The 23,359-nt window shown below is 64.7% G+C and carries 26 protein-coding genes; 14 read left to right on the top strand and 12 right to left on the bottom strand.

Annotated elements, in window-relative coordinates:
• Positions 1-124 precede the first annotated feature (124 nt).
• Together F3W81_RS05620 and F3W81_RS05615 are read left to right on the top strand one after the other, a co-directional pair.
• Complete coding sequence (locus F3W81_RS05620; RefSeq protein ID WP_193082660.1) at positions 125-1,348, top strand: RSP_2647 family RNA methyltransferase; 1,224 nt, start codon at positions 125-127, stop codon at positions 1,346-1,348.
• A gap of 4 nt (positions 1,349-1,352) precedes the next feature.
• Positions 1,353-1,904 carry an RSP_2648 family PIN domain-containing protein gene (locus F3W81_RS05615; RefSeq protein ID WP_193082659.1) on the top strand — a complete coding sequence of 184 codons (552 nt, stop codon included), beginning with the start codon at positions 1,353-1,355 and terminating at the stop codon, positions 1,902-1,904.
• Positions 1,905-1,924: 20 nt separating this feature from the next.
• Here the strand turns inward: F3W81_RS05615 and F3W81_RS05610 are convergent, their stop codons facing one another.
• From F3W81_RS05610 to F3W81_RS05570, 9 genes are all read right to left on the bottom strand, one after another.
• A complete protein-coding gene (locus tag F3W81_RS05610; protein WP_193082658.1) occupies positions 1,925-2,923 on the bottom strand; it encodes an LLM class flavin-dependent oxidoreductase in 999 nt (332 codons plus the stop codon).
• A gap of 11 nt (positions 2,924-2,934) precedes the next feature.
• Positions 2,935-3,624, bottom strand: a complete 690-nt coding sequence (locus F3W81_RS05605) for a M48 family metalloprotease (RefSeq protein ID WP_193082657.1) — start codon at positions 3,622-3,624, stop codon at positions 2,935-2,937.
• A 180-nt stretch (positions 3,625-3,804) separates the two neighbouring features.
• A complete protein-coding gene (locus F3W81_RS05600) occupies positions 3,805-4,233 on the bottom strand; it encodes an OsmC family protein (protein WP_193082656.1) in 429 nt (142 codons plus the stop codon).
• A complete protein-coding gene (locus F3W81_RS05595) occupies positions 4,230-4,967 on the bottom strand; it encodes a DedA family protein (RefSeq protein ID WP_193082655.1) in 738 nt (245 codons plus the stop codon). Before F3W81_RS05595 ends, F3W81_RS05600 begins: the two co-directional genes overlap by 4 nt.
• 30 nt (positions 4,968-4,997) lie before the next feature.
• Positions 4,998-5,438, bottom strand: coding sequence for a hypothetical protein (locus F3W81_RS05590; protein WP_193082654.1), 441 nt, complete (start codon positions 5,436-5,438; stop codon positions 4,998-5,000).
• On the bottom strand, positions 5,435-6,619 hold the full coding sequence (locus F3W81_RS05585; protein WP_193082653.1) for a vWA domain-containing protein: 1,185 nt from the start codon (positions 6,617-6,619) through the stop codon (positions 5,435-5,437). The genes F3W81_RS05590 and F3W81_RS05585 overlap by 4 nt, the downstream gene beginning before the upstream one ends.
• Positions 6,620-6,669: 50 nt before the next feature.
• On the bottom strand, positions 6,670-6,837 hold the full coding sequence (locus tag F3W81_RS05580) for a hypothetical protein (protein WP_193082652.1): 168 nt from the start codon (positions 6,835-6,837) through the stop codon (positions 6,670-6,672).
• A gap of 45 nt (positions 6,838-6,882) precedes the next feature.
• Positions 6,883-8,301, bottom strand: coding sequence for a DUF2927 domain-containing protein (locus F3W81_RS05575; RefSeq protein ID WP_193082651.1), 1,419 nt, complete (start codon positions 8,299-8,301; stop codon positions 6,883-6,885).
• Between the two features lie 187 nt (positions 8,302-8,488).
• Positions 8,489-9,331, bottom strand: a complete 843-nt coding sequence (locus F3W81_RS05570) for an AAA family ATPase (protein WP_193083658.1) — start codon at positions 9,329-9,331, stop codon at positions 8,489-8,491.
• 193 nt (positions 9,332-9,524) lie between these two features.
• Between F3W81_RS05570 and dksA the strand changes: the two genes are divergently transcribed.
• On the top strand, positions 9,525-9,947 hold the full coding sequence (dksA, locus tag F3W81_RS05565) for an RNA polymerase-binding protein DksA (protein WP_193082650.1): 423 nt from the start codon (positions 9,525-9,527) through the stop codon (positions 9,945-9,947).
• 227 nt (positions 9,948-10,174) lie between these two features.
• Positions 10,175-11,377, top strand: a complete 1,203-nt coding sequence (locus F3W81_RS05560; RefSeq protein ID WP_193082649.1) for an FAD-dependent monooxygenase — start codon at positions 10,175-10,177, stop codon at positions 11,375-11,377.
• On the opposite strand, the gene xth is transcribed toward F3W81_RS05560, so the two are convergent.
• The gene (gene xth / locus F3W81_RS05555; protein ID WP_193082648.1) at positions 11,354-12,163 is read right to left on the bottom strand and encodes an exodeoxyribonuclease III; all 810 of its coding nucleotides are present in this window, start codon (positions 12,161-12,163) and stop codon (positions 11,354-11,356) included. The genes F3W81_RS05560 and xth overlap by 24 nt on opposite strands.
• Before the next feature lie 471 nt (positions 12,164-12,634).
• Here xth and F3W81_RS05550 point away from each other — a divergent pair, with 471 nt between their 5' ends.
• The 4 genes from F3W81_RS05550 to F3W81_RS05535 all read left to right on the top strand — a co-directional run bounded on the left by F3W81_RS05550 (position 12,635) and on the right by F3W81_RS05535 (position 15,508).
• A complete protein-coding gene (locus tag F3W81_RS05550) occupies positions 12,635-12,973 on the top strand; it encodes a DUF6749 family protein (protein ID WP_193082647.1) in 339 nt (112 codons plus the stop codon).
• Positions 12,974-13,051: 78 nt separating this feature from the next.
• A complete protein-coding gene (locus tag F3W81_RS05545) occupies positions 13,052-14,143 on the top strand; it encodes a DUF6902 family protein (protein ID WP_193082646.1) in 1,092 nt (363 codons plus the stop codon).
• A 33-nt stretch (positions 14,144-14,176) separates the two neighbouring features.
• Positions 14,177-15,121 carry a DMT family transporter gene (locus tag F3W81_RS05540; RefSeq protein WP_193083656.1) on the top strand — a complete coding sequence of 315 codons (945 nt, stop codon included), beginning with the start codon at positions 14,177-14,179 and terminating at the stop codon, positions 15,119-15,121.
• A 9-nt stretch (positions 15,122-15,130) separates the two neighbouring features.
• Positions 15,131-15,508 (top strand): VOC family protein, encoded by a 378-nt coding sequence (locus F3W81_RS05535; RefSeq protein WP_193082645.1) that lies wholly within the window; start codon positions 15,131-15,133, stop codon positions 15,506-15,508.
• A 66-nt stretch (positions 15,509-15,574) separates the two neighbouring features.
• Here F3W81_RS05535 and F3W81_RS05530 read toward each other — a convergent pair whose 3' ends face one another.
• Positions 15,575-15,892 carry a HesB/IscA family protein gene (locus F3W81_RS05530; RefSeq protein WP_193082644.1) on the bottom strand — a complete coding sequence of 106 codons (318 nt, stop codon included), beginning with the start codon at positions 15,890-15,892 and terminating at the stop codon, positions 15,575-15,577.
• A gap of 88 nt (positions 15,893-15,980) precedes the next feature.
• Here F3W81_RS05530 and F3W81_RS05525 point away from each other — a divergent pair, with 88 nt between their 5' ends.
• Positions 15,981-17,207 carry a deoxyguanosinetriphosphate triphosphohydrolase gene (locus F3W81_RS05525; RefSeq protein WP_193082643.1) on the top strand — a complete coding sequence of 409 codons (1,227 nt, stop codon included), beginning with the start codon at positions 15,981-15,983 and terminating at the stop codon, positions 17,205-17,207.
• Between the two features lie 66 nt (positions 17,208-17,273).
• Here the strand turns inward: F3W81_RS05525 and F3W81_RS05520 are convergent, their stop codons facing one another.
• Positions 17,274-17,588, bottom strand: a complete 315-nt coding sequence (locus tag F3W81_RS05520) for an antibiotic biosynthesis monooxygenase family protein (RefSeq protein WP_193082642.1) — start codon at positions 17,586-17,588, stop codon at positions 17,274-17,276.
• 75 nt (positions 17,589-17,663) lie between these two features.
• Between F3W81_RS05520 and F3W81_RS05515 the strand changes: the two genes are divergently transcribed.
• From F3W81_RS05515 to F3W81_RS05495, 5 genes are all read left to right on the top strand, one after another.
• Positions 17,664-18,110 (top strand): MarR family winged helix-turn-helix transcriptional regulator, encoded by a 447-nt coding sequence (locus tag F3W81_RS05515; RefSeq protein WP_193082641.1) that lies wholly within the window; start codon positions 17,664-17,666, stop codon positions 18,108-18,110.
• 160 nt (positions 18,111-18,270) lie between these two features.
• On the top strand, positions 18,271-20,016 hold the full coding sequence (gene argS, locus F3W81_RS05510; protein WP_193082640.1) for an arginine--tRNA ligase: 1,746 nt from the start codon (positions 18,271-18,273) through the stop codon (positions 20,014-20,016).
• Between the two features lie 92 nt (positions 20,017-20,108).
• The gene (locus tag F3W81_RS05505) at positions 20,109-21,233 is read left to right on the top strand and encodes an SPOR domain-containing protein (RefSeq protein ID WP_193082639.1); all 1,125 of its coding nucleotides are present in this window, start codon (positions 20,109-20,111) and stop codon (positions 21,231-21,233) included.
• A gap of 104 nt (positions 21,234-21,337) precedes the next feature.
• Complete coding sequence (gene nagZ, locus F3W81_RS05500) at positions 21,338-22,345, top strand: beta-N-acetylhexosaminidase (RefSeq protein WP_193082638.1); 1,008 nt, start codon at positions 21,338-21,340, stop codon at positions 22,343-22,345.
• The gene (locus F3W81_RS05495; protein WP_193082637.1) at positions 22,338-23,180 is read left to right on the top strand and encodes a segregation and condensation protein A; all 843 of its coding nucleotides are present in this window, start codon (positions 22,338-22,340) and stop codon (positions 23,178-23,180) included. The genes nagZ and F3W81_RS05495 overlap by 8 nt, the downstream gene beginning before the upstream one ends.
• Positions 23,181-23,359: the final 179 nt, after the last annotated feature.

Genomic DNA, 23,359 nt, shown 5'->3' with positions numbered 1-23,359 from the left:
TCAGGCTGACACCAAGCTGAGGCCAAGCTGAGGACGGCAAGCGCCCGCCGGACGCCACGTTTATTTGCGCGCTGGCCTGTCTGTGCTGGCTTCCCCCGGATCAGCGAAGCGGGTAGAGGGAGGGATGCAATCAAATGACACCCTTCCCGCCACCGATCCTGCGACCCTGCCAACCGTGCGCATGAAGCCGAAGACCGATGCCCGGCGCATCCGGCACGGCTTTCCTTGGGTCTATGCCAATGAAATGGTCACCGACCGTCGCACCAAGGCGCTGGCGCCCGGTGCCCTCGCCATCCTTGAGGATGAAAACCGCACGCCGCTGGCGCTGGTCACCGTCAACACCGAAAGCCGTATCATGGCGCGGGTCATCGACAAGGTCGATGCCGGTCCCATCGATCAGGCCTGGTTCGCCGCGCGCTTTGCCAAGGCGCTGAGCCTGCGCGAACGCCTGTTCGACGCGCCTTTCTACCGCCTGATCCATGCAGAGGCCGATGGCCTGCCCGGCGTCATCATCGACCGGTTCGGCGATACTGCCGTGGTGCAACCGAACGCCGCCTGGGCCGAAGCCCTGATCGAGCCGCTGACCGCTGCGCTTGCCGAAGTGACCGGCGTCACCTGCGTGCTGAAAAGCGCCTCGGGCCGCGCCCGCAGCCTTGAGGGCCTCGACGATGTTTCCGGCGTTCTGCTGGGCAAGGCGCCCGATGCGCCCGTGCCGGTGACGATGAACGGCGCGACCTATATGGCCGACCTCATGGGCGGGCAGAAAACCGGACTGTTCTTTGACCAGCGTCCGAACCATGCCTTCACCGCGAAGCTGGCGGAGGGCGCGAAAGTCCTCGACCTGTTCTCGCACGTTGGCGGCTTCGGTCTGGCGTGCCTCGCGAACGGGGCTGCGTCCGCGCTGGCCGTTGATGGCTCGGCCCCTGCATTGGCTCTGGCCGAGCAGGGTGCTGCGGCCATGGGTGCCTCGGACCGCTTCGCGATCCGTCAGGGCGACGCCTTCGAGGTGCTGGAGGCGATGAACGAAGAGGGCGCGCAATTCGACGTCGTCGTCTGCGATCCGCCCGCCTTTGCGCCCGCACGTCAGTCGCTTGAGGCCGGACTGCGCGCCTATGAGCGGCTCGCGAAACTTGCCGCGCCGCTGGTCGCACCGGGCGGATACCTCGTGCTGTGCTCCTGCTCGCACGCCGCGGACCTCGCCAAGTTCCGCACCGCCTGCATTCGTGGCATTGGCCGGGCGGGGCGCGAGTCGATCCTGCTGCACACCGGTTTTGCCGGGGCGGATCACCCGATGCATCCGCACTTGGCCGAAAGCGGCTACCTCAAGGCGCTGATCTTCCGGGTCTGAGGGTATGAAAGCGGTTATCGATGCCTGCGTGCTCTATCCGACAGTGATGCGCGAAATGGTGTTGGGCGCGGCCGGGCAGGGGTTGTTCACCCCTGTCTGGTCCGACCGCATTCTTGAGGAATGGGCCCGCGCCGCCGCCAAGCTGGGTGCCGACGGCGAGGCGCAGGCCCGCGCCGAAGTGGCGATGGCACGCGTCGCCTTTCCGAAAGCCGAGGTGCGCTATCCGCCTGAGCTGGTGAACCGCCTCTGGCTGCCCGACAGCGGCGATCTGCATGTTCTGGCGGCGGCGATTGCCAGCTCTGCCGATGCCATCGTCACCGTCAATGCCAAGGATTTCCCGCGCAATATCCTCGCGGAAGAGGGCCTCAGCCGTGCTGATCCTGACGCGCTGCTGGTCGGCTTTACCGAAGCCTCGCCCGATATCATGGCGCCCATTGGCGCCCGCGTTCTGGCGCAGGCCCGCGCCATGTCCGACCCCGGTTGGAGCATCCGCGCCCTGATGCGCAAGGCGCGGCTGCCACGTCTGGGCAAAGCCCTTGAGGCGCTCGACGTCTGACAGTCGGGCGCCTCGGTGCCTCAGCTGGCCTCGTGTCCAAGCGCCTGCATCTGCTCCGCTGCGATCTGGAAGCTCTTGATCCGCTTGGCAGAGTCGTGGATCTGGCCCGCGATGATCACCTCATCCGGTTCGTACTTCGCGATCAGCGCTGCCAGCTGGCGACGCACGGTTTCGGGCCCGCCCGTGGCCGAGACAGAGCCCGCCTGATTGACGCCCGCAAGGATATGCGCCGGCACGATTTCCTCGATATTGTCGACCGGGTAGGGCAGCTTGCTGGGCATGCCGGTGCGCAGCCGCACAAACGCCTGCTGCATGGAGGAGCGCAGATAGGCGCCCTCGGCGTCGGTCTCGCCCGCGTAGACGTTCAGCGCCATCATGAAGTGCGGCTTGGCGCAGAACTCGGACGGGCGGAACGACCGGCGGTAAATGTCGGAGGCTTGCTCCAACGCGTCCGGCGCAAAGTGCGACGCGAAGGCATACGGCAGCCCGGCTTGGGCCGCCAGCTGCGCACCATAGAGCGAGCTGCCGAGGATCCAGACCGGCACCTTGGTGCCCTCGCCCGGGAAGGCGTGCAGGCGTTGACCGGCGATCGGATCATCGAGATAGGCAATCAGCTCGCCCACGTCGCGGGGAAAGGTGTCCTGCTGGCTCATGTTGCGGCGCAGGGCGCGGGCGGTTTCCTGATCGGTGCCCGGCGCGCGGCCAAGCCCAAGGTCGATGCGGCCCGGATACATCTCGGCCAGCGTGCCGAACTGTTCGGCAATCACCAGCGGCGCGTGGTTCGGCAGCATGATGCCGCCAGACCCGACGCGGATGCGTTTGGTGGCGCCCGCCAGGTGGCCGATCATCACCGCAGTGGCCGATGACGCAATGCCGGGCATGTTGTGGTGCTCTGCCAGCCAGTGCCGGTGATAGCCCGCGGCCTCGGCCGCCTGTGCCAGTGCGACGGAGTTCTTCATCGCGTCGGCCATTGTGCTGCCCTCGGGGACGGGGGCAAGATCGAGCAGGGAATATTTCATCTGAGGTCCTTTCAGTCGCGGCCCGACCAGCCCTTGTCCAGGGTGCGGATCGCGGAAATGCGTTCGGCTGTGGCGGGGTGGCTGTGCAGCCAGGCGGTGCTTTCACCGCCGCGTGCGCCCGACAGCGCTTCGAGTTTGTGAAACAGGGCAATCTGGGGGGCGACACCGATCCCGGCCTTGCTGAGCAGGGCGGCGGCATAGGCGTCAGCCTCGTATTCGTCCTTGCGTGACAGTTTTGCGGTCAGCAGGGACATGGCGGCATTGGCGATCAATGGTCCTATGAAGGGGATGAAGCGCCCGATGACCATGCTCAGCCCCATGCGCAGCGCGTTCTGGCCCGAAAAATCGATCATGCGGCGGCGCGAGTGGCCCAGCGCGACATGGCCCAGCTCATGCGCGATGACGCTGGCCAGTTCCTCGGCCGTGACCTTGCCAGCGCGGTAGGCATTGTAGAAGCCACGGGTCAGAAAAATCCGCCCATCGGGGGCCGCAAGGCCGTTGATCGTCGGGATTTCATAGATGTTCACGCGGATGCGTTCGATATCCAGCGCCTGTGCCATCTTGCGCATCAGAGCGTGCAGGGCGGGGTCGGCCAGCTCGCTCGATTTCTCGTCCAGCTCCCGTTTCAGGCGCCAGGTCGAGAACCGCCAGGCCACAAGCCCGTAGATCAGCGCCAGAAGGAGGGGGGTGAACTTCAACATGAGAAAGATATGTGCCGTCCGGGGCCGCTGTGCAAGCGAGGCCGCGCGGGAAACGTCGCGGCAGGAGCGGCTTAGCGTCTACGGCTGAGCTCAGATACGCGCGCCAAAGGCCGCCAACTGAACTGTCGGCGGCCCCTGGCGGCGCAGCTGGTCATGCGTCCGGCGCGTCAGATCCGCAGATCAGAGCAGCGTCGCGGTCATCGAGATTTCGGCACCGGCGAGAACTTTCGAGACGGGGCAATTTTTCTCGGCCGTCTTGGCGCACTCCTGAAACACCTCGTCGCTGGCGCCGGGGATCTTGGCGGTCAGCTCAAGGTGGATCTTGGTGATGGCAAAGCCGCCGTCCTGTTTCTCCATCATCACTGTCGCGGTGGTTGCGATCTCGTCCGCGACCAGATCCTTTTCGCCAAGGATATTGGACAGGGCCATCGAGAAGCAGCCAGCATGGGCCGCGCCGATCAGCTCTTCTGGGTTGGTGCCGGCGCCGTCTTCAAAGCGGGTGTTGAAGCCATAGGGCTGGTCCTTCAGTGCGCCGGACTGGGTCGAGACGGAGCCTTTGCCGTCTTTCAGTCCACCGCTCCATTTTGCCGATCCTGTTTTCTTGATCATGGGTCCGTCCTTTTCTTCAATGTCTTTGCATGACTCAACGACCCGGCCTTGGCAGAAGTTCCTGCCGATTTCCGGGCCGCCGCTGTTCGTGACTTTGCAGATGCCACCTTGCCGCTTTGCAAAGTCTGCGGGGAGGCGGCTTTCTGACGGCCCCGATGCGTGCGCCACAGCCAGTACCCAAGCCCGGCCGCCGCCGTCAGCGCGGTCAGCAGGCCCGTCAGATCCGAGGCAATGCGCAGCACCGCCTCAAGATGCGCTTCGGCAAAATAGCCGAGGCCGAGGTAGAGCGAGACCCAGATCAGCTCTCCGATAAAGGTGAAGGGGGTGAATTTCAGCAGCGGCATCCGGGCGGCCCCGGCGGCGAAGTTCACATAAGGTCCAAGCGGCGACAGAGGGAACCGCGACAGCAGCACCGCAAGGCCGCCCCGCTTGATCAGAAAGCTGCGCGCCTCGTCCATGGTTGCGACTGCGCGTTTGCCGGGTTTCAGACGGCCTTGCAGCGCACCCTGCAGGCCACGCCCCAGCAACAGCCCGATGTGATCACCGATCAGCGCGCCGATGAAGGCCGCGATCAGCAACAAGGCGATCGGCAGATCCCCCGCCGCCGCCAGCGCCCCGGCCCCCAGCATGATCAGCGAGGCCGGCACAGGCACCGCCAGACAGCTGGTCAGTGTCGCGGCAAAGACCAGCGGCGCGCCGTAGCTGGCCAGCAACTCCATCAGCTCCTCACTCATGAGGCGCTCCGGGCGTTCGGGGGGGAAAGATCATTGCCCCTCCCCCAAAGGTGGCTCAGGCGCGACGACCGGCGGGTGATCCAGCTTCCACTGCAACAGCCAGATGTTCAGCCGGGCCAGCAGTTGGTCTTCGCTCAGCCCCTGCTTTTCGGCTATATCGGACAGCGTCAGGGCATGGTCAGGCCGGGCGCGGTAGTTCAGGAACCGGTAGACCTGAGGGCGCGGCACATGCCAGGCGTGGGCGACGAAGGCGGGCGTCATCCAGGCCTCGGGCACAGGGTTGCGCCAGTCGCCATCGCGGTAGTGCATCGAGAACAGCATCAGCCGCAGCGTGAACAGCCCCACCAGCACCAGCGCCGCCAGAAAGGCGAGGGTGCCGAGACGGTGATCGTGCCACATGTGCCGCGCAAAGCCGCCGACCGTGCTGTCCGGGGCAGGGTGATCGGACAGGCGGCCTTCGGGATCGCTCACCGTGTCAACTCTCGCATGCCGGCCTCAAGCCCCTGCAAGGTCATCGGCACCATGCGGTTCTCGAACAGTTCGGAGATCATGCCGATGGAATGCGTATAGCCCCAGTATTTCTGCGGAACCGGATTGATCCAGAGGTGGTCGGGCCATTGCATGCGCGCCCGGTCGAGCCAGACCTGTCCGGCCTCGGGATTCCAGTGTTCATTGGCGCCACCGGGATGGGCAATCTCGTAAGGGCTCATGCTGGCGTCGCCGACGAAAATGCACTTGTAGTCGGACCCATAGGTGCGCAGCACGTCCCAGGTCGGCATTTGCGCGTCCCAGCGGCGGGAATTGTCCTTCCACACGCCCTCGTAGAGGCAGTTGTGGAAATAGAAATGCTCCAGATGCTTGAACTCGGATCGGGCGGCGCTGAACAGCTCCTCCACCACCTTGATGTGGGGATCCATGCTGCCGCCGACGTCGAGGAACAGCAGCACCTTCACGGCGTTGCGCCGCTCGGGCCGGGTCTTGACGTCGAGATAGCCATGCTCGGCCGTGGCGCGGATCGTGCCGTCGAGGTCGAGCTCCTCATGCGCACCATCCCGCGCCCATTTGCGCAGGCGTTTCAACGCGACCTTGATGTTGCGGGTGCCGAGCTCAACCTGATCGTCGAAGTTGCGAAACTCGCGCTTGTCCCAGACCTTGACGGCGCGCTGGTGGCGGGACTTGTCCTGCCCGATGCGCACGCCCTCGGGGTTGTAACCATCGGCGCCGAAGGGCGAGGTGCCCCCGGTGCCGACCCATTTGTTGCCGCCCTGATGGCGACCTTTCTGTTCCTCAAGCCGCTGCTTCAGCGTCTCCATCAGCTTCTCGAAGCCACCAAGCGCCTCGATCTCGGCCTTTTCTTCCTCGCTGAGGTGCTTTTCCGCCATCGAGCGCAGCCAGTCGCCGGGGATCTCGACCTTCTCCAGCACTTGATCAAAGCTGATCTGCTCCAGCCCTTCAAAGCTGGCGGCAAAGGCGCGGTCAAAGCGGTCAATGTTGCGCTCGTCCTTCACCATGCTGGCGCGGGCGAGATAATAGAACCCCTCCGCGTCATAGGTGACGAGGTTGGCTTTCAGCGCTTCGAGAAAGGTCAGGTATTCGCGCAGCGACACCGGGACGGCGTGAGTGCGCAAGGCCTCGAAAAACGGAATGAACATGCTGGCTTCGATCCTATTTCAGGGGTCTTTTCGCAGGGTCGCGCGCCGCCTCAGAGCATCATGCGGTTGAGGATGACGGTCGCGAACAACCCGATGATTGCAAACAGCATCGCATGAACTGCGGCGTATTGCCAAATGTCCTTGGTGTTGCCGCCGCGCTTGCGCGCGCGAAAACCACCGAAAATGGCGCCCAGCACCAGACCTGCCACAATGAACATCGCATTCCCCCCGAGAGTGTTGCCGCAGCGATCCTGTGCGCCGCGTCAGCTGCGCCCCTGCTCCGACGCGGTGTCGGGGGGCAGATCGGCGACGTCCTGCAGCTTGGCCAGGATCGCCCAAGTTGGGCCAAAGCCGTATCTTGCCCAGCCCAGACTGTCCAGACGGGTGGCGCGCGCCAGATCGCGCTTGCCCTGCAGCGCATAGGCCTGTGCCTGCAGCATCATGACCTGCGCCAGAAGGGCTGCGTTCTGATTGGCTTCGGCCAGCGCAGGCAGGTCCTGCAGATATCCCAGCGCCGTCTCCGGGTCGCCCTGTCGCAGCGCGTCACGCGCCAGTTGCACCGCTGTCTGCGCGGCGTAAAGCCGCGTCGCGGGGGTGGCCGAATACAGGGCATGGGCGCGGCGGATATGGGCCATGGCGCCCACCGGGTCGCGCGCCTCCAGCAGCCGCCCGAGGATATATTCGGCAAAGCCCGTGCGATGATCGCTCCAGCCCTGGCGGTTCGCGATCGCCAGAGCCGTCTGTGCCCCACGCAGCCGGGCGGCGGGCGAGCCGGTGCTGCTCAGCGCCTGCTGCACGGCCGCGACCCAGTCCGGCGTCGTCTCGGGCAACGGCGCGGGGGCGATGTGCTGGCCCTCGGGGTTGAGCCGCGCCAGCAGAGCCGAAAGCTGCGCTGCCACCTCGGCCCGGGTCATGCCGCTGTGCAGTTCCGGCGCATAGGTCAGGCGCAGCATCAGCATGTCAAAACCGGTCAGGACCGAGTGCGTATTGTCGTCGTTGAAGGTGCTGTCGTTGAGGCGGAACAGATCGTTCAGCGGCCCCAGCGCCTGCGCCAGTTCCTCGTGCATGCAATCGCGCAGCTCCTGAGGTGAGGCGTCGTTGGGCACGAAGATCGCCAGCTGGCTGCGCGTCGTCAGCTTGCTCCAGTCCGTGCGCTCCTGCCGGCGGGCGGCGCGATATTCGCTCAGGTCATGGATGCCGGGAATGACGAAGCAGGCGGCATCCGACAGTTCGCCGCGAATGTCCTTGCCGCTCACCCCCTGAATGGTGATGCCGGTCGTCGCGTCCGGGGCACCGGGGCTGAGCGCGATATCGATGCCGGCTTCGTCATGCAGCCGCGCGATCAGGATCCTGAGGTCCTGCATCATCCCCGGCGGCGTGGCCCCGATGACCGAGACCCGCACAGGCCCCTCGAAGCGGGTCAGAACCGGCAGAGCGCGCCCGGATTCCAGCTTGAAGCTGAGGTCGAGGAAATCGCGCGCAAGATCGGCATTGGCGACCCGGGGCACCTCGGGCACGAAAGCGGCGAAATGCTTGACCGGGGGCAGCTGGGGGCGCACCGAATGCGTCGTGGGTCCGGGCTCTGGCGCGGGGGGCTGGGGCACCGGTTGCGGCGCACAGGCGGCCAGCAACAGGCCCGCCCCGAGGGCGATGGGGCGTAGTCCCGCCGGGATGCGGATCATGCAGGCTGCGCCCTGGGGGAGGTTGGATAGGGGGCCACAGCGCCGGTCATTCTCAGGTCATCCTCTTGCCGCGGACAGGACGCGGCCTCTGGCGCCAGAAAATACCGATCGCGCGGGACAGGCAAGACCCCGCATGCCCCGCGGTCGGCGGAGCCACGCGCACCCTCGCGCGCAGCCCCACCTGAGATCAGCGCCGCTGACCGCGCGCCATGAAGGCCAGACGTTCAAACAGATGCACGTCCTGCTCGTTTTTCAGCAGCGCGCCATGCAGCTTCGGCAGTGCATTGGCGCCGTCGCGTTTCAGATCCTCGGCGCTCAGATCCTCGGCCAGCAACAGCTTCAGCCAGTCCAGCACCTCGCTGGTCGAGGGTTTTTTCTTCAGGCCCGTGGTTTCGCGCAGCTCAAAGAATTGCGTCAGCGCGGCGGTCAGAAGCTGCGATTTGATACCGGGATGATGAACTTCGACAATCTTTTTCATCGTCTCCATATCGGGAAAACGGATGTAATGGAAAAAGCAGCGGCGCAAAAATGCATCCGGAAGCTCTTTTTCGTTATTCGAGGTAATGATGACGATGGGACGCACGCGCGCCGCAATTGTCTCTCCGGTCTCGTAGACATGGAATTCCATCCGGTCGAGTTCCTGCAACAGGTCGTTGGGGAATTCGATATCGGCCTTGTCGACCTCGTCAATCAGCAGCACCACTTTGCGGTCCGCATCGAAGGCCTGCCACAGCTTGCCACGGCGGATGTAATTGCGCACGTCATGCACCCGTTCCTCGCCCAGTTGACTGTCGCGCAACCGGCTGACGGCGTCGTATTCATACAGGCCCTGTTGCGCTTTCGTGGTTGATTTAATGTTCCACTCGATCATGTCGAGGCCCAGAGATTGGGCAACCTGACGGGCCAGTTCGGTCTTGCCGGTGCCCGGTTCGCCCTTAACCAGCAGGGGCCGTTCCAGCGTCACCGCAGCGTTGACGGCGACCTTAAGGTCCTCTGTCGCAACATAAGTTTCCGTACCTTCGAAATGCATTGAGTCCTCGCCCCTGATCACGCCAATTCCGCTTAACGATAAAGTTTTCCGCAGTTTGGCGCAATGCAAAGTGGTTAACTGGATTTCTGTAGTGACAACCATATGCGAACAGTTTAAGTCCCCGGTTCAGGGGACCCTGTTGCCCGGAATTGCGTATCGCGCCCCGGGCTTAGGACTAGTTTGGGAGCCGCTGATGAAAGCTGAATCATTCCTTGAAGACGATTATCGTCCGGCTGAGGGCGAGCCGTTCATGAACGAGCGTCAGCTCGAATATTTCCGCCGCAAACTCCTGTCTTGGCGCGAAGACCTTCTGGCGGACAGCCGCGACACCGTTGAAGGCCTGCAGGAAAACACCCGCAATATTCCCGATGTAGCGGATCGGGCCAGCGAAGAAACCGATCGCGCGCTGGAATTGCGCACCCGGGATCGTCAGCGCAAGCTGGTGTCCAAGATCGACGCAGCCCTGCGTCGCATCGAAGAGGGTGAATATGGCTACTGTGAAGTCACGGGCGAGCCGATCAGCCTGAAACGGCTCGATGCCCGCCCGATCGCCACGATGAGCCTGGAGGCACAGGAACGCCACGAGCGGCGCGAACGTGTGCATCGCGACGAGTGATCAAAAAGCCGCGCCCTGACCGGGGCGCGGGTCATTCCGGGGTCCGGTCGCTGGTCGGGTCTGGCACTGCGGATCTGACGCCAATGTGATCCGAGATCTGACAACGCCGGGGCCCTGCCTCGGCGTTGTTGCTTGCAAAGCGGGCATCCGCCGGGCCATATCACGGCGCTTTCAAATTGCATCGACCTGTATGCGAATCCCGCCCCTCACCGCGACAGGAGACGTCCTTGGCCCTGCGAGATCAGAAAATTGCCGTGATTGGCGCCGGTATTGGTGGCCTTGCGGCGGCGCGGGCGCTGGCTCTGCGCGGCGCTGATGTCACGGTGCTGGAACAGGCCAGCGCGATCCGCGAGGTTGGCGCAGGTTTGCAGATCAGCCCGAACGGTGCAGCGGTGTTGCGGGGGCTTGGCCTCGACGTGGCGCAGATCGGGCAACAGGGGCGCGCGCTCAACCTCTTTGACTATCGCGGGCGCAGTGCCCTGCGGATGGATCTGACGCAGGCGGACGGCAGCGCGGGCTATTTCTTCTGTCATCGCGCCGATCTGATCTGCGCGCTGGCCGAATCCGCGCGTCAGGCCGGGGCCCGCATTCGCCTGCTGCAAAGTGTCGACACGGTCGAGATCAGCGATACCCCCGAAATCCGCACCCATACGCAAACTCGCATCCGCCCCGATCTGGTGGTCGGCGCCGATGGCGTGCACTCGCGTCTGCGCGCGGCGATGCTGGGCGATGGCAAAGCCGCCTTCACCGGTCAGGTCGCCTGGCGCGCCGTGGTGCCCGTGCCCGCCAACCGCCCCGGTCCGCCCTCCGAGGCGCATCTCTACATGGGGCCGGGCCGTCACCTCGTGACCTATCCTCTGCGCGGCGGGCGCGCGCAAAACATCGTCGCAGTCGAGGAGCGCCGTGACTGGGCCCCCGACAGCTGGTCGCACAAGGATGACCCCAAGGCGCTGCGACGGGCCTTTGCGGGCTTCTGCCCCGAGGTGAAAGAGCTGCTGGGCCGTGTCACCGACGTCAACCTCTGGGGCCTGCACCGCCATCCCATTGCGCCGCTCTGGCACCGCGATCACTGCGTGTTGCTGGGGGATGCCGCGCATCCGACCCTGCCGTTTCTGGCGCAGGGCGCCAATATGGCGCTGGAGGATGCCTGGGTGCTGGGCGCCGCGCTGGACGAGGCCGCGACGATCCCCGAGGGCCTCGCGCTCTATCAGTCGCGCCGCAAGGACCGCGCCACCCGCGCTATCACCGCCGCCAACCGCAACGCCTGGAAATACCACCTGCGGTTTCCACCGCTGCGCGCCGCGGCGCACAGCGTATTGCGTTTGTCGGACCGGGTCGCGCCGTCGTTCATGAGGCACCAGTTCGACTGGCTCTATGACCACGACGTGACCGGCGGAGAGACCCTCTCAGAGGTCGATTTCCGCCCATAGCGGCACGTGATCGGAGGGCTTTTCGCGGCCCCGGATCTCGGAATCAATGCCGCATTCGGTGACCAGATCGGCGCATTGCGGCGTCATCAGCATATGGTCGATGCGGATGCCGTTGTTCTTGTTCCAGGCACCCGCCTGATAATCCCAGAAGGTATAATGCCCGGGCGCTGCGGTGCGCGTGCGAAAGATCTCGGTAAAGCCGAGGTTCAGCACGCGGCGATAGGCGGCGCGGCTTTCCGGGCGAAACAGTGCATCTTCGCGCCATTTGTCCGGGTTGGCGGCGTCTTCGTCCTGCGGGATGATGTTGTAATCGCCCAGCATGACGGCAGGCTCTTCGGCCTCCAGCAGCGCCTCGGCACGGGCTTTCAGACGCTCCATCCACCCCAGCTTATAGGCGTATTTGCCCCCGGAAACCGGCGCGCCTGCGTCGTCCAGCTCCACCGGATTGCCGTTCGGCAGATACAGCCCGCAGACCCGCAGCGCCGTCTTGTCGCCGATCACCGTCGCCTCGATCCAGCGCGCCTGTTCGTCGGCTTCGTCGCCGGGCAGGCCGCGCGTGACATCTTCCAGCGGCAGCTTGGACAGGATCGCGACGCCGTTGAAGCTTTTCTGGCCATGGGTCTCGACCCGATAGCCGCGATCCTCGAATAGCTCGCGCGGAAAGCCCTCGTCGACGGACTTGATCTCTTGCAGCACCACCACGTCGGGCTGCGCCTCGTCGAGCCAGTCGCACAGAGCCTGCACCCGCGCCTTGATTCCGTTGATGTTGAAGGTGGCGAGTTTCATGCCGGACAGCCCTTTTCCCTGGTCTTTGTTCCGGTCGCGGGCAGGGCCCTGGCCGAAGCCGGGGCCGGTGTCGCGCCGGTGTCGGCCCGTTTCTAGCCGATTTCAAACCGCGATGCCCCCGGATTTTACCCAATCGACCCTGCAATCGGCATCGAATCGCGCCCGGCGCGCAGGACCCGCCCCGCCAAAATCCTGCCCGAGTCGCGTGGGTGCTGAGAATCAAGGCAATCGACGAACATATGTTCTTTATGCGTTCCCGGGGTGTGCCATTTTGCAAAGGTGCCTCATCAGAAATATGTCAAAAATCTGTTAAGAGCGATGAAGCAATCCGGTGTGGTTCGAAGCTCATGTGGTCGGTTTTTCCTTGACACGTTAAAATTGAATTAACCGTTTGACGAAATCGCTGTGCGTGCACAGCGTTGGTCATCGCCACAGACATCCAAACCCTTGATCACACACCGGGAGATGACCATGACCGCTATCCGTAAAGCCATGTTTCAAAACGCTATTTCCGATGCCTCCGCTGAATCGATGCTGGGCGGAGAGGGGGTGGAAATGTTCTCCTCCGGCTCCGCTCCGGTGACGTCCGCCAGCCTGTCCGACGGGGAAGGTCTGGCGATGTTCTCCTCCGGTTCGGCGCCTGTCGCGACCTCCACGCTCAGCGGTGATGCGGTTGAGGCCTTCTCCTCCGGCTCCGCACCGATCAGCGCAGGCGCGCACACCGGCGCCTTCTCCTCTGGCTCCGCGCCCACCGCCGCATCCGATGTGCAGATGGGCGATGCCGTGCACAGCTTCTCCTCGGGCAGCTGATCCGACCGCACCTCCGGGCTGTGGCGGGGCGGGGTGCCCCGCCACGCCAGGGCTGACACGACGGATAGGAGAGAGCCTATGCCCGCCACCGCCTCCAATGTTGTCCATCTGTCCTTCCCCAGCCGGGCGCAGAGCCGGGACGCACGCCGCGCGGCGCTGCTGGAGGGCTTTGCCCAACGGCGCCGCGACCCCGGCGATGTCTTCTGGCTGAAGGAAAACGCCGAAGTCCTGAACATCTTCGAGTGCACCGGCCAGCGCCTGACCGAGGAGGCCCTCGCGTCGCACCGCGCCGTCTATGACAGCCTCGAACAGCGCCTCGGGTTCTTCCCGCAATACTACCGGTTCTTCCTGTCGATCTGCCTTGATCTGGAAGACCTCGGGATGCCCGGCAGCAAGGGCGACGCGCTGGTCGACTGGGCCTGCGCGCAAGGCCTGGCGCAGGCGGAGCTGTCGGATCTGCAGCGTGCCGAGTCGCGGCGTCTGATGCTGCGGCGGGGCCGTGATCCCTTCGGCACGTCAGAAGAGCTGACAGAGAGGCTGCATGCTTTCATCGCCAGATCTGCCACTTTTGTGATGCCGAACAAGAAAGCTGCCTATGAATTGACCCACATCCTGTTCTACCTGAGCGAGTACGGCAGAAAAACTCCGCAATTGCCGCCTCAGGTCAAAGAAAGCCTTAACTTTGCAGGGACCCTTGCGTATCTTGAATGTAACGCGGATCTTCTGGCCGAAATCTGTGTCGCCCTGCGTCACGCCGGCCTTGCCGTTCCACAACTTTGGGACGACTGGCTGGTGCGCGAAACCCACGGCTTTGCCGTCCAAGGGGGAGAGGGGGCAGCAGCGCAAGACGATTACCACGAATACCTCGTGAGCAATTGGGCGCTGGCCACAGCCGGGCATGACACATTCCTCCACACGATCCCCGAAGGCACACCGCAGTTTCACGCGCGCCCCGGTCGTGCGGGCCCGTTGCGCCGCATGTCGCACTGCCTGCTGTCGCTTGAGGGCGCGCGCAGTGGCGACTGGCACCACATGCGAGAGCGTATGTTCGCAGCCCTTGAGAGCGACGCCCAGATCGCTCACCTGCGCGCGGCCGAGGCTTCCTGCACTGATTTCCATGACTTTTTCGCGGGGTTCGCCCGCACCAACATGGTCCTTCGGGCCTCATGATCTGATGGCGGGGGCGGCAGCGTGACGACTCACATGGCAAAACGGGCGACCCTTTTCGGCGTCGCCATGGTGCTGGTCTACACGGCGCTGATCTCCTCTGCGGATGCGATCACCAAGTTCATCGCCGGCGGCTATGCCGCGCCGCAGCTCTATGTCATCTCCGGCGGCCTCGTCGCTGTCTTCTGCCTGCTGGCCGAGGCGATGTCGCAGCGCACCGGCCTCGTCGCCGCCGTGCGCACCGGTCAGCCGCGTGCCATGGCCGTGCGCTCTGTCGCGACGGTGATCGCTGCCACCTGCTTTTTCTACGCCTTCAAGCTGCTGCCCTTTGCCGAGGTCTTCGTCTTCGTCGGTCTGATGCCGATCTTCGCCGGGCTGATGTCGGGCCCGATCCTGGGCGAAAATGTCAGCCTTGCGGTCTGGATCTCGCTCGGGGCGGGGTTCATCGGCGTCATCTGCCTGTTTCCAGCGGGGCCGCACTCGATCTCCTCGGGGCACCTGATCGCTCTCGCGGCCTCTCTGTCGGGCACCACCTCGATGGTCATGGCGCGCTACATCGGTCGCCACGAATCCAACGCTCTGGCGCAGGTGTTCTGGCCCAACGTCACGATCATGCTGGTGATGAGCTGCGCCTTGCCCTTTGTGTTCAAGCCGATGCCGCTGGTCGATGTCGGCTGGGCCGCCGCCTACGCCGGCTTTCTGTTTCTGGCCCGCTGGGTGCTGGTCGTCGCCCTGCGCCAGATGGCAGCCTACGTCGTGACGCCGCTGATGAACCTGCAGTTCGTCTGGATGGTGATCCTTGGCGCGTTGTTCTTCGGCGAGATCCCGGGCACCCATATCTATCTCGGCGTCACCATCGTCATCGGCTCGGGCCTCTACCTGATCTACGAACAGTTCGCCCGCAGCAGTGCCCAGCAGGACCCCCTGCGCGCGATGACAGGGTCGGTCAAGGCAGCCTCGCCGATCTCGCCAGCCGAATAGGCGCGGGCCATGTCCGCCCTCTTCGATCATGTGACCCTCGGGGTCAGTGACATCGCCCGCGCCCGCGCCTTCTACAATCGTATCATGCCGACGCTCGGTGTGCCGCTGCTGTGGGAGACCGCGACCATGCTGACCTACGGCAAGGACGGGCAGGACTTCGGCCTGCAGTGCGACACCGCCAGCGCACGCCAAGGCACCCATGTCGCCTTCGCCGCCCCCGACCGTACCAGCGTCGATCGTTTCCACGCCGAAGCTCTGGCGGCGGGCGGTCAGGACGCCGGTGCCCCGGGGCTGCGCCCGCAATATCAGGGCCGCTACTATGCGGCCTTCATCCTCGACCCCGATGGAAACCGCATCGAGGCGGTGTTTCACGCGCCAGAGGATTGAGGCCCGACGGCACCAAAGAAAAAGGCCGCCCTCTCAAGCGGCCCGTTTCTTGCGCCTTTGCGGCGATCACATCGAAAACGAGGTCCCGCAGCCACAGGACGAGGTGGCATTCGGGTTCTCGATCACGAAGCGTGCGCCGATCAGCTCCTCGGTGAAGTCGATCACCGCGCCCGACAGGAACGGCAGCGACACGGAATCGACCACCACCTTCTGCCCCATGCCCTCAAGCACCAGGTCATCGGTGGCGATATCGTCCAGCTTGATCTCGTATTGAAAGCCCGAACATCCGCCGCCTTCCACCGCGACGCGCAGGGCCTGAGGCCCCGCGGCGATCTCGGAGAGGCGGGCAAAGGCGCGGTCAGTGACTTTTGGCGGCAAATTCATCGCAATAACTCCTGACATTTTGCATGTCGTCCTGCACCAATATAAGGACAATGGCAAAAGGCGACAAGAAGCCGAAGGGACCAATCACATGCGTGCGATCTATGCCTCCGACCCTGCCCAGTCGCGCGGCAGGCTCTATCCCGAAGATGAAAGCCATTTTCGCTCATGTTTCCAGCGCGATCGCGACCGGATCATCCATGCCTCGGCGTTTCGCCGCCTGAAACACAAAACGCAGGTGTTTATTGAGCATGAGGGCGATTATTTCCGCACCCGGCTGACCCATTCCATCGAAGTGGCGCAAGTGGCGCGCACCATCGCCGGGGCGCTGAACCTCAATGACGAGCTGACCGAGGCCGTCGCGCTGGCCCATGATCTCGGCCATCCGCCCTTCGGTCACACGGGCGAGGATGCTCTCGCCGCGCTGATGAAACCCTACGGCGGTTTCGATCACAACGCGCAAGCCATCCGAATCGTCACCGCGCTGGAGCGGCACTATGCCGAATGGGATGGCCTCAACCTGACGTGGGAGACGCTGGAAGGCATCGCCAAGCACAACGGCCCCGTCACCGGCGTGATCCCCTTCGCGCTCGCCGACTACAACCGTAAGCATGATCTTGAGCTGCACACCCATGCGAGCGCCGAGGCGCAGGTCGCCGCCCTCTCCGACGACATCGCCTACAACAACCACGACCTGCACGACGGTCTGCGCGCCGAACTGTTCTCGACAGATGAGCTGGCCGAGCTGCCGATCCTGAAGGACTGCTTTGCCGGTGTCGACAGCCTCTATCCCGGCCTCAACTACTACCGCCGCCGCCACGAGGCGCTGCGCCGTTTCTTCGGCATTCTGGTCGAGGATGTGATCGAGGTCAGCCGCGCCAATATCGCCGCCCTGAACCCGCAGAGCGTCACCGACATCCGCCTTGCCGGCCGCATGATGGTGCAATTCTCGCCCGCCGTCTGGTCTGACCTGAAACAGATCCGCGAGTTCCTGTTCCACCGCATGTACCGCGCCCCGGAAGTGGTCGAGATGCGCCAGAAGGTCACCCGCATTGTGGAGGAGCTGTTCCCGCTGTTCATGGAGCGCCCCGAAGTGCTGCCGAAGCAATGGCGCAAGGATATCGACGATGTGGGTGACGACAAGATCGCACTGGCGCGGCTTGTGGCGGACTACATCTCCGGCATGACGGACCGCTTCGCGATCGTCGAACACGCCCGCCTGATGGGTCATGATCCCGAGCCCGGCCTGCGCGCCTCTGGTCCCGGCCACATCCGCTACGCCGACCGCGTCGAAGAAGCCCGCCTCGAAGACGAGTAGAGCAGGGGACTCGTCCCATTTTCCGCGCCGCCTGATGCAAATCGGTGGCGCGGCTCTGCCTCAGCGTCAGATCTCCCGGTAGACGGCCATATCCGCGGTGATCCCCAGCTCGGCGATCAGGCTGGCGGGATCAATGCCACTCTCACCGCGCGACGCCAGCACGGCGCGCTTCGCCGCCTCGATCGCCTCCGCGCTCTCCCAGACCGCGATGGTCACGATATTGAAGCGTCCCGGCCCGTCACATTGCTCGACGACCTGCTCGCTCAGGCAGCCCGGACAGTGGCGCAGCACCGCATGGACCTGCGCCACCTGATCCAGAAACCTGTCGCGCGCCGCCTCTGGCACAATGAACTTGTCGATCCGATACAGAGCGTCTGCCATGGGTTCCTCCTTAATGACAGTGTGCTGTCAGATTGCCGCATTGACAGGGTGCTGTCAACTTTGCAAAGTGATCCCATGAGCTTTGAAAACCCCACAACCGCCACAACAGGGCGGATCATCTTTGAAATCCTGCGCCTCGGCGGGCGGCTGACGGCGGCGGGGGATGCTCTGGTCGGGGATATCGGCCTCAGCAGCGCCCGCTGGCAGGTGCTCTCAACGGCGCAGTTTCTGCCCGATCCCGGCACCGTTTCCGACATCGCGCAGAGCCTTGGGCTGGCGCGCCAGTCGGTGCAGCGCGTCGTCAACGAGCTTGAGGTTGCGGGGCTCGTCACGCTGGCCGACAACCCGGCCCACCTGCGTGCGCGTCTCGTCGTGCCGAGCGAGGCCGGGCGCGCCGCCCTGACCGAGGCCGAAACCCGTCGCCAAAGCTGGACCGACTCTCTGGCAGAAATGGTTGACCCCGAGGATGCCGCCACCGCCGAGCGCGTTCTGATCCAGCTGCGCCGCGCGCTGGACCGATAGCCCCCGCCAGAGCTAAAACCAGATCAGGGCAGAACCGCACCCCAGGGATGCGCCAAATCTGCCTCCTCCATTGACCTCTGTTGCGGCAATGATAAACCCCGGAGGAACTCGTCGAGCCTGCCGGACCCCTCCGGCCCGCCCGAAACCTCAGGAAAGCGCCATGAACCTCTTTACCGATATCCGCAGCCTCGTTCTCGACAGCCTTGCCGCCATGCAGGCAGCAGGCGACCTGCCAGAGGGGCTTTCCTTCGACAACGTCACGGTCGAGCCGCCGCGCGATCCCGCCCACGGCGATATGGCGACCAACGCCGCCATGGTGCTGGCGAAACCCGCCAGCCTCAAGCCGCGCGACATCGCCGATGCCCTGGCCGCCCGTCTGGTGGCGGATGAGCGCATCACCCTGGCCGAAGTGGCAGGCCCCGGCTTTCTCAACCTGCGTCTGGCAGGCGGTCTCTGGCAGGGCGTCGTCAAGGCCGCGCTGACCGAAGGCACCGCCTACGGCAAGTCCGAAATGGGGCAGGGTGCCCGCGTAAACGTCGAATATGTCTCGGCAAACCCCACTGGCCCGTTGCATGTTGGCCACACCCGTGGCGCGGTTTTCGGCGATGCTCTGGCCTCGCTGCTGGCCTATGCCGGCTACGACGTGACCCGCGAATACTATATCAACGACGGCGGCGCACAGGTCGATGTCCTCGCCCGGTCCGTCTATCTGCGCTACCTTGAGGCCCACGGGCAGGAGGTCGCCTTCGAGGATGGCACATACCCCGGCGACTACCTGATCGAGGTCGGCGAGGCGCTGAAGGACAAGGTCGGCGACGCCTATGTCGACGAGCCGGAGGAGGTCTGGCTGGCCGAGATCCGTACCTTCGGCACCGAAGCGATGATGGCTCTGATCCGCGCCGATCTCGCCATGCTCGGGGTCGAGATGGATGTCTTCTTCTCCGAAAAATCGCTCTATGGCACCGGCAAGATCGAAGCGGCGATTGATAGCCTGCGGGCCAAGGGCCTGATCTATCGCGGCACGCTGGAACCCCCCAAGGGCAAGCTGCCCGAGGATTGGGAACCGCGCGAGCAGACCCTGTTCAAATCCACCGCCCACGGCGATGACGTCGACCGTCCGATCCAGAAGTCGGACGGCGACTGGACCTATTTCGCCCCCGATATTGCCTATCATTATGATAAGGTTTCCAGAGGCTTCGACGCCCTTATTGATGTGTTTGGTGCCGATCACGGTGGCTATGTCAAACGCATGAAAGCGGCCGTCTCGGCGCTCTCGGATGGCACTGTGCCGCTCGATATCAAGCTCTGCCAGCTGGTCAAACTGTTCAAGAACGGTGAGCCGTTCAAGATGTCCAAACGCGCCGGGACCTTCATCATGTTGCGCGATCTGGTCGAACAGGTCGGCCCCGATGTGACCCGTTTCGTCATGCTGACGCGCAAGAACGATGCCCCGCTGGACTTCGATTTCGACAAGGTGATGGAGCAGTCGCGCGACAACCCGGTCTTCTACGTCCAGTACGCCCATGCCCGCGTCTGCTCGGCCCTGCGCCGTGCCGGCGAGGCCGGGATCACCACGGATGACGCGACGCTGGCCGCCGCCGTTCTCTCGGACATGACCCACGAGTCCGAGCTGGCGGTTGCGCGCAAACTCGCCGAATGGCCGCGTCTGGTCGAAATCGCCGCCCGCACGAACGAGCCGCACCGGATCGCCTTTTTCCTCTATGAATTGGCGTCGGATCTGCACGGCCTCTACAATCGGGGCAACGAAGAGAGCCATTTGCGCTTCGTTCAGGAGGACGCGCCCGAGGTGTCTCAGGCAAAATTGGCGCTGGCGCGTGCCGTGGCCGTTGTCATTTCCGCAGGTCTTGGTATCCTTGGCGTCACCCCGGCGGAAGAAATGCGATAACGCAGCGCGCCGGACCCGAACAGGCAAACCGATCCGTTCGCGATCCGTGACACGACAAGACCGGGCGTCAAAGCCCCGGCGTGCGAGGCAGTATGGCAGACTTTCAGGCAGACGGGCATTTTGGCTCCGTCAATTACGGCACCCGTCCCAGACGCGAGCAGACCCACGCTCAGGCGCCGCGTCGCCACGACGCAGGCTATGCCCCCGAGGCGCAGTCCCCCTATGGCGCGGGCCACTACGACACCGCCTCATATGACGACGGTCATCACGACGGCGGCCAATACGAAGAAGCGCAGTACGACGAAGCACAGTACGAGGGTGACCCATACGACGGTGGCCAGTATGGCAACGGCGGCGATCAGCGGGACTCGGCGTCTGTCGGGGCGCTGTTCACCTGGGTCGGCGGCGTGGTGTCGCTGGCGCTGGTCGCGGGCATCGGCCTCTGGGGCTACCAGATGGTCATGCGCGACGTCTCCGGCGTGCCTGTCGTGCGTGCGATGACCGGCGAAACCCGCCGCATCCCCACCGACGCCGGCGGCCAGACCGCCGATTTCCTCGGCCTCTCGGTCAACCACGTTGCCGCCGCGAAGGAGGCCGCCTCGGCCCCCGATCAGGTGACGCTGGCACCCAATGCCATCAGCCTCGGCGATGACGCGCTCACCGAAGAAGAGCTCGCCGCCCGCAGCGCCATCCCGGTCAGCGCCCCCGCACCACTCGACATCGGCGAAGCGGATGGCACCGGTGAAAACGCCGCCGCCATCGCCCGCCTGCGCGCCGACGGAGAGGGCACCAGCCAGGGCCTTGGCGAGGATATGGCAGGCTCCGCTACCCTGCGCCCCAAAGCCCGCCCGGCAAGCCTCTCGGCACTGGCCAGCGTCGTTCAGGCTTCCGCCTCGGCCGCAGATGTGCCGCAGAGCGCGCCACCTGCCGAAACCGTCACCAATATCGCTGCCGACGCGGTGCCTGCGGGCACCCAGTTGGCGCAGCTCGGCGCCTTTGCCTCGGAAGAGATTGCCCTGTCGGAATGGACCCGCCTGTCCAAGGACTTCGACATCTATCTCGCCGGGAAATCCCGTGTGATCCAGAAGGCCGAAACCGGCGGGCGCACCTTCTACCGCCTGCGCGCCATGGGCTTCACCGACCTCTCCGACACGCGCCGGTTCTGCGCCGCCCTTGTCGCGGACAAGGCTGACTGCATCCCCGTTCTGACCAAGTAACCGGACCCCGTGCCTGAGCATCAGGCGCGGGACCGCCCCAAAGCCCACCCGGATGCTCCGCGTCCGCAACAGGCCACGCACGCGCGTCGCCGTCAGAGGTAGCCATGGCCTTCGGAGCCACCATTCTCGACCCCACCGGACTGCGCCTCACGGACGAGGAGAAGCGCGTCTTCCGCACCGCCGATCCCTATGGCTTCATCCTGTTCGCCCGCAACATCGACACGCCCGAGCAGACGGCCGCGCTCTGCGCCGAGCTGCGCGAGGCTGTTGGCCGCAATGCCCCGATCCTGCTGGATCAGGAGGGAGGCCGCGTCCAGCGCCTGCGCCCGCCGCATTTCCGCCAGTGGGACGCGCCGCTCGATTTCGCCGCCCGTGCGCGTGACCCCATCGCCGCGATGTACCTGCGCTACGCCATCATCGCCGCCGAGATGCGCTCCGTCGGGATCGACACCAATTGCGCGCCGCTGGTCGATGTTGCGGATGACAGCACCCACCCTTTTCTGCGCAACCGCTGCTATGGCACCGACGCCGCCACGGTGGCGGGCCTGGGCCGCGCCGTTTCCATGGGGTTGCTCGCGGGCGGTGTGCTGCCCGTCGTTAAGCATATCCCAGGCCATGGCCGGGCGCGCGCCGACAGTCATATGGAGCTGCCCCACGTCACCACCTCCCTCGCGGAGCTGGACGAGGTCGACTTCGCCCCCTTCAAGGTGCTGAACGATCAGCCGATGGCGATGACCGCCCATATCGTCTACGACCAGATCGACCCCGATCAGCCTGCCACCCTGTCGCCCCGCGCCATCCAGATGATCCGCAACCAGATCGGCTTCGACAACCTGCTGATGACCGATGACATCTCGATGAAGGCGCTCTCGGGCAGCCTGTCGGAGATCGCGCGCGGCTCTCTCGCGGCCGGCTGCGATGTGGTGCTGCTGTGCAATGCTGACCTCAAGGACCGTATGGAGGTGGCCGAGGCCGCCGGCTTCATGACGCCCGCCGCCCAGCAACGGGCCGAACGCGCGCTCTCCATGCGCCCCGACACCGCCCCCGAGCTTGACTTTGACGCGATGGAGGCCAAGCTGTCCGCTCTGCTGGACGGACCGGTGTATGGCTGACAAAGACCTGTTTCAGGAAGACCCCGAGAGCGTCTCGGAACGCCTCGCGGCGGAGGCGCTGATCGTCGATGTCGACGGCTTTGAAGGGCCGCTCGATCTGTTGCTGACGCTGTCGCGGACGCAAAAGGTCGACCTGCGCCGGATCTCCATCCTGATGCTGGCCCAGCAGTACCTGGCCTTCGTCGAACGCGCCAAGAAGCTGCGTATCGAACTGGCCGCCGACTATCTGGTCATGGCCGCCTGGCTCGCCTTTCTGAAATCGCGCCTGCTGCTGCCGCCTGACCCCACCGAAGAAGGTCCCTCGGGTGAAGAACTCGCCGCGCACCTCGCCTTCCAGTTGGAGCGCCTGCAGGCGATGCGCGATGCCGCCGCCCGGCTGATGGCGCGCGACCAGCGGGGCCGCGACTTCTTCGTGCGTGGCATCCCCGAAGACGTCACCCGCGTGCGCAGCGTCACCTACTCCGCGACGCTGCTCGACCTGATGCAGGCCTATGCGCGCATCCGCACCCGCGATGAATTCCGCCCCTTCGTGATGGACCGCGACAATGTCTTCACCATGGAGCAGGCGCTGGCCCATATGCGGGGCATGATCGGCTTTGCCGGCAACTGGACCGAACTTTCGGCCTATATGCCGCCCGGCTGGACCCATGATCCGATGCGTCGCCGCTCGGTCACCGCCGCCACCTTCGCCGCCTCGCTGGAGCTGGCCAAAGAAGGCAAGCTTGAGCTGCGCCAGTCCGACACCTTCGCCCCGATCCACCTGCGCCGCCGCGACCGCGAAGGCGACAAGGAACGCGCCAGGGACCGCGATCAGGACAGGGGCGGCAATGTCTGAAACCTCCGATCCCGAGGGCGGCTCGAAAGCCGCGCCGACCTTCCAGACCGTCCGAAATCGCACCGTTCAGATACCGTCCGAATACCGACCAGATACCGACGTTGAAAATCCAGTGACTGAAGACCTTTCTCCCGATCAGATCGAGTACACCGAAAGCCCCAGGCCGCCCCGCGAAAGCC

It is taken from the genome of Pseudooceanicola spongiae, assembly GCF_014899185.1.
In the GTDB taxonomy this organism is placed as follows: domain Bacteria; phylum Pseudomonadota; class Alphaproteobacteria; order Rhodobacterales; family Rhodobacteraceae; genus Pseudooceanicola; species Pseudooceanicola spongiae.
This window is presented reverse-complemented; position numbering and strand designations above follow the sequence as displayed.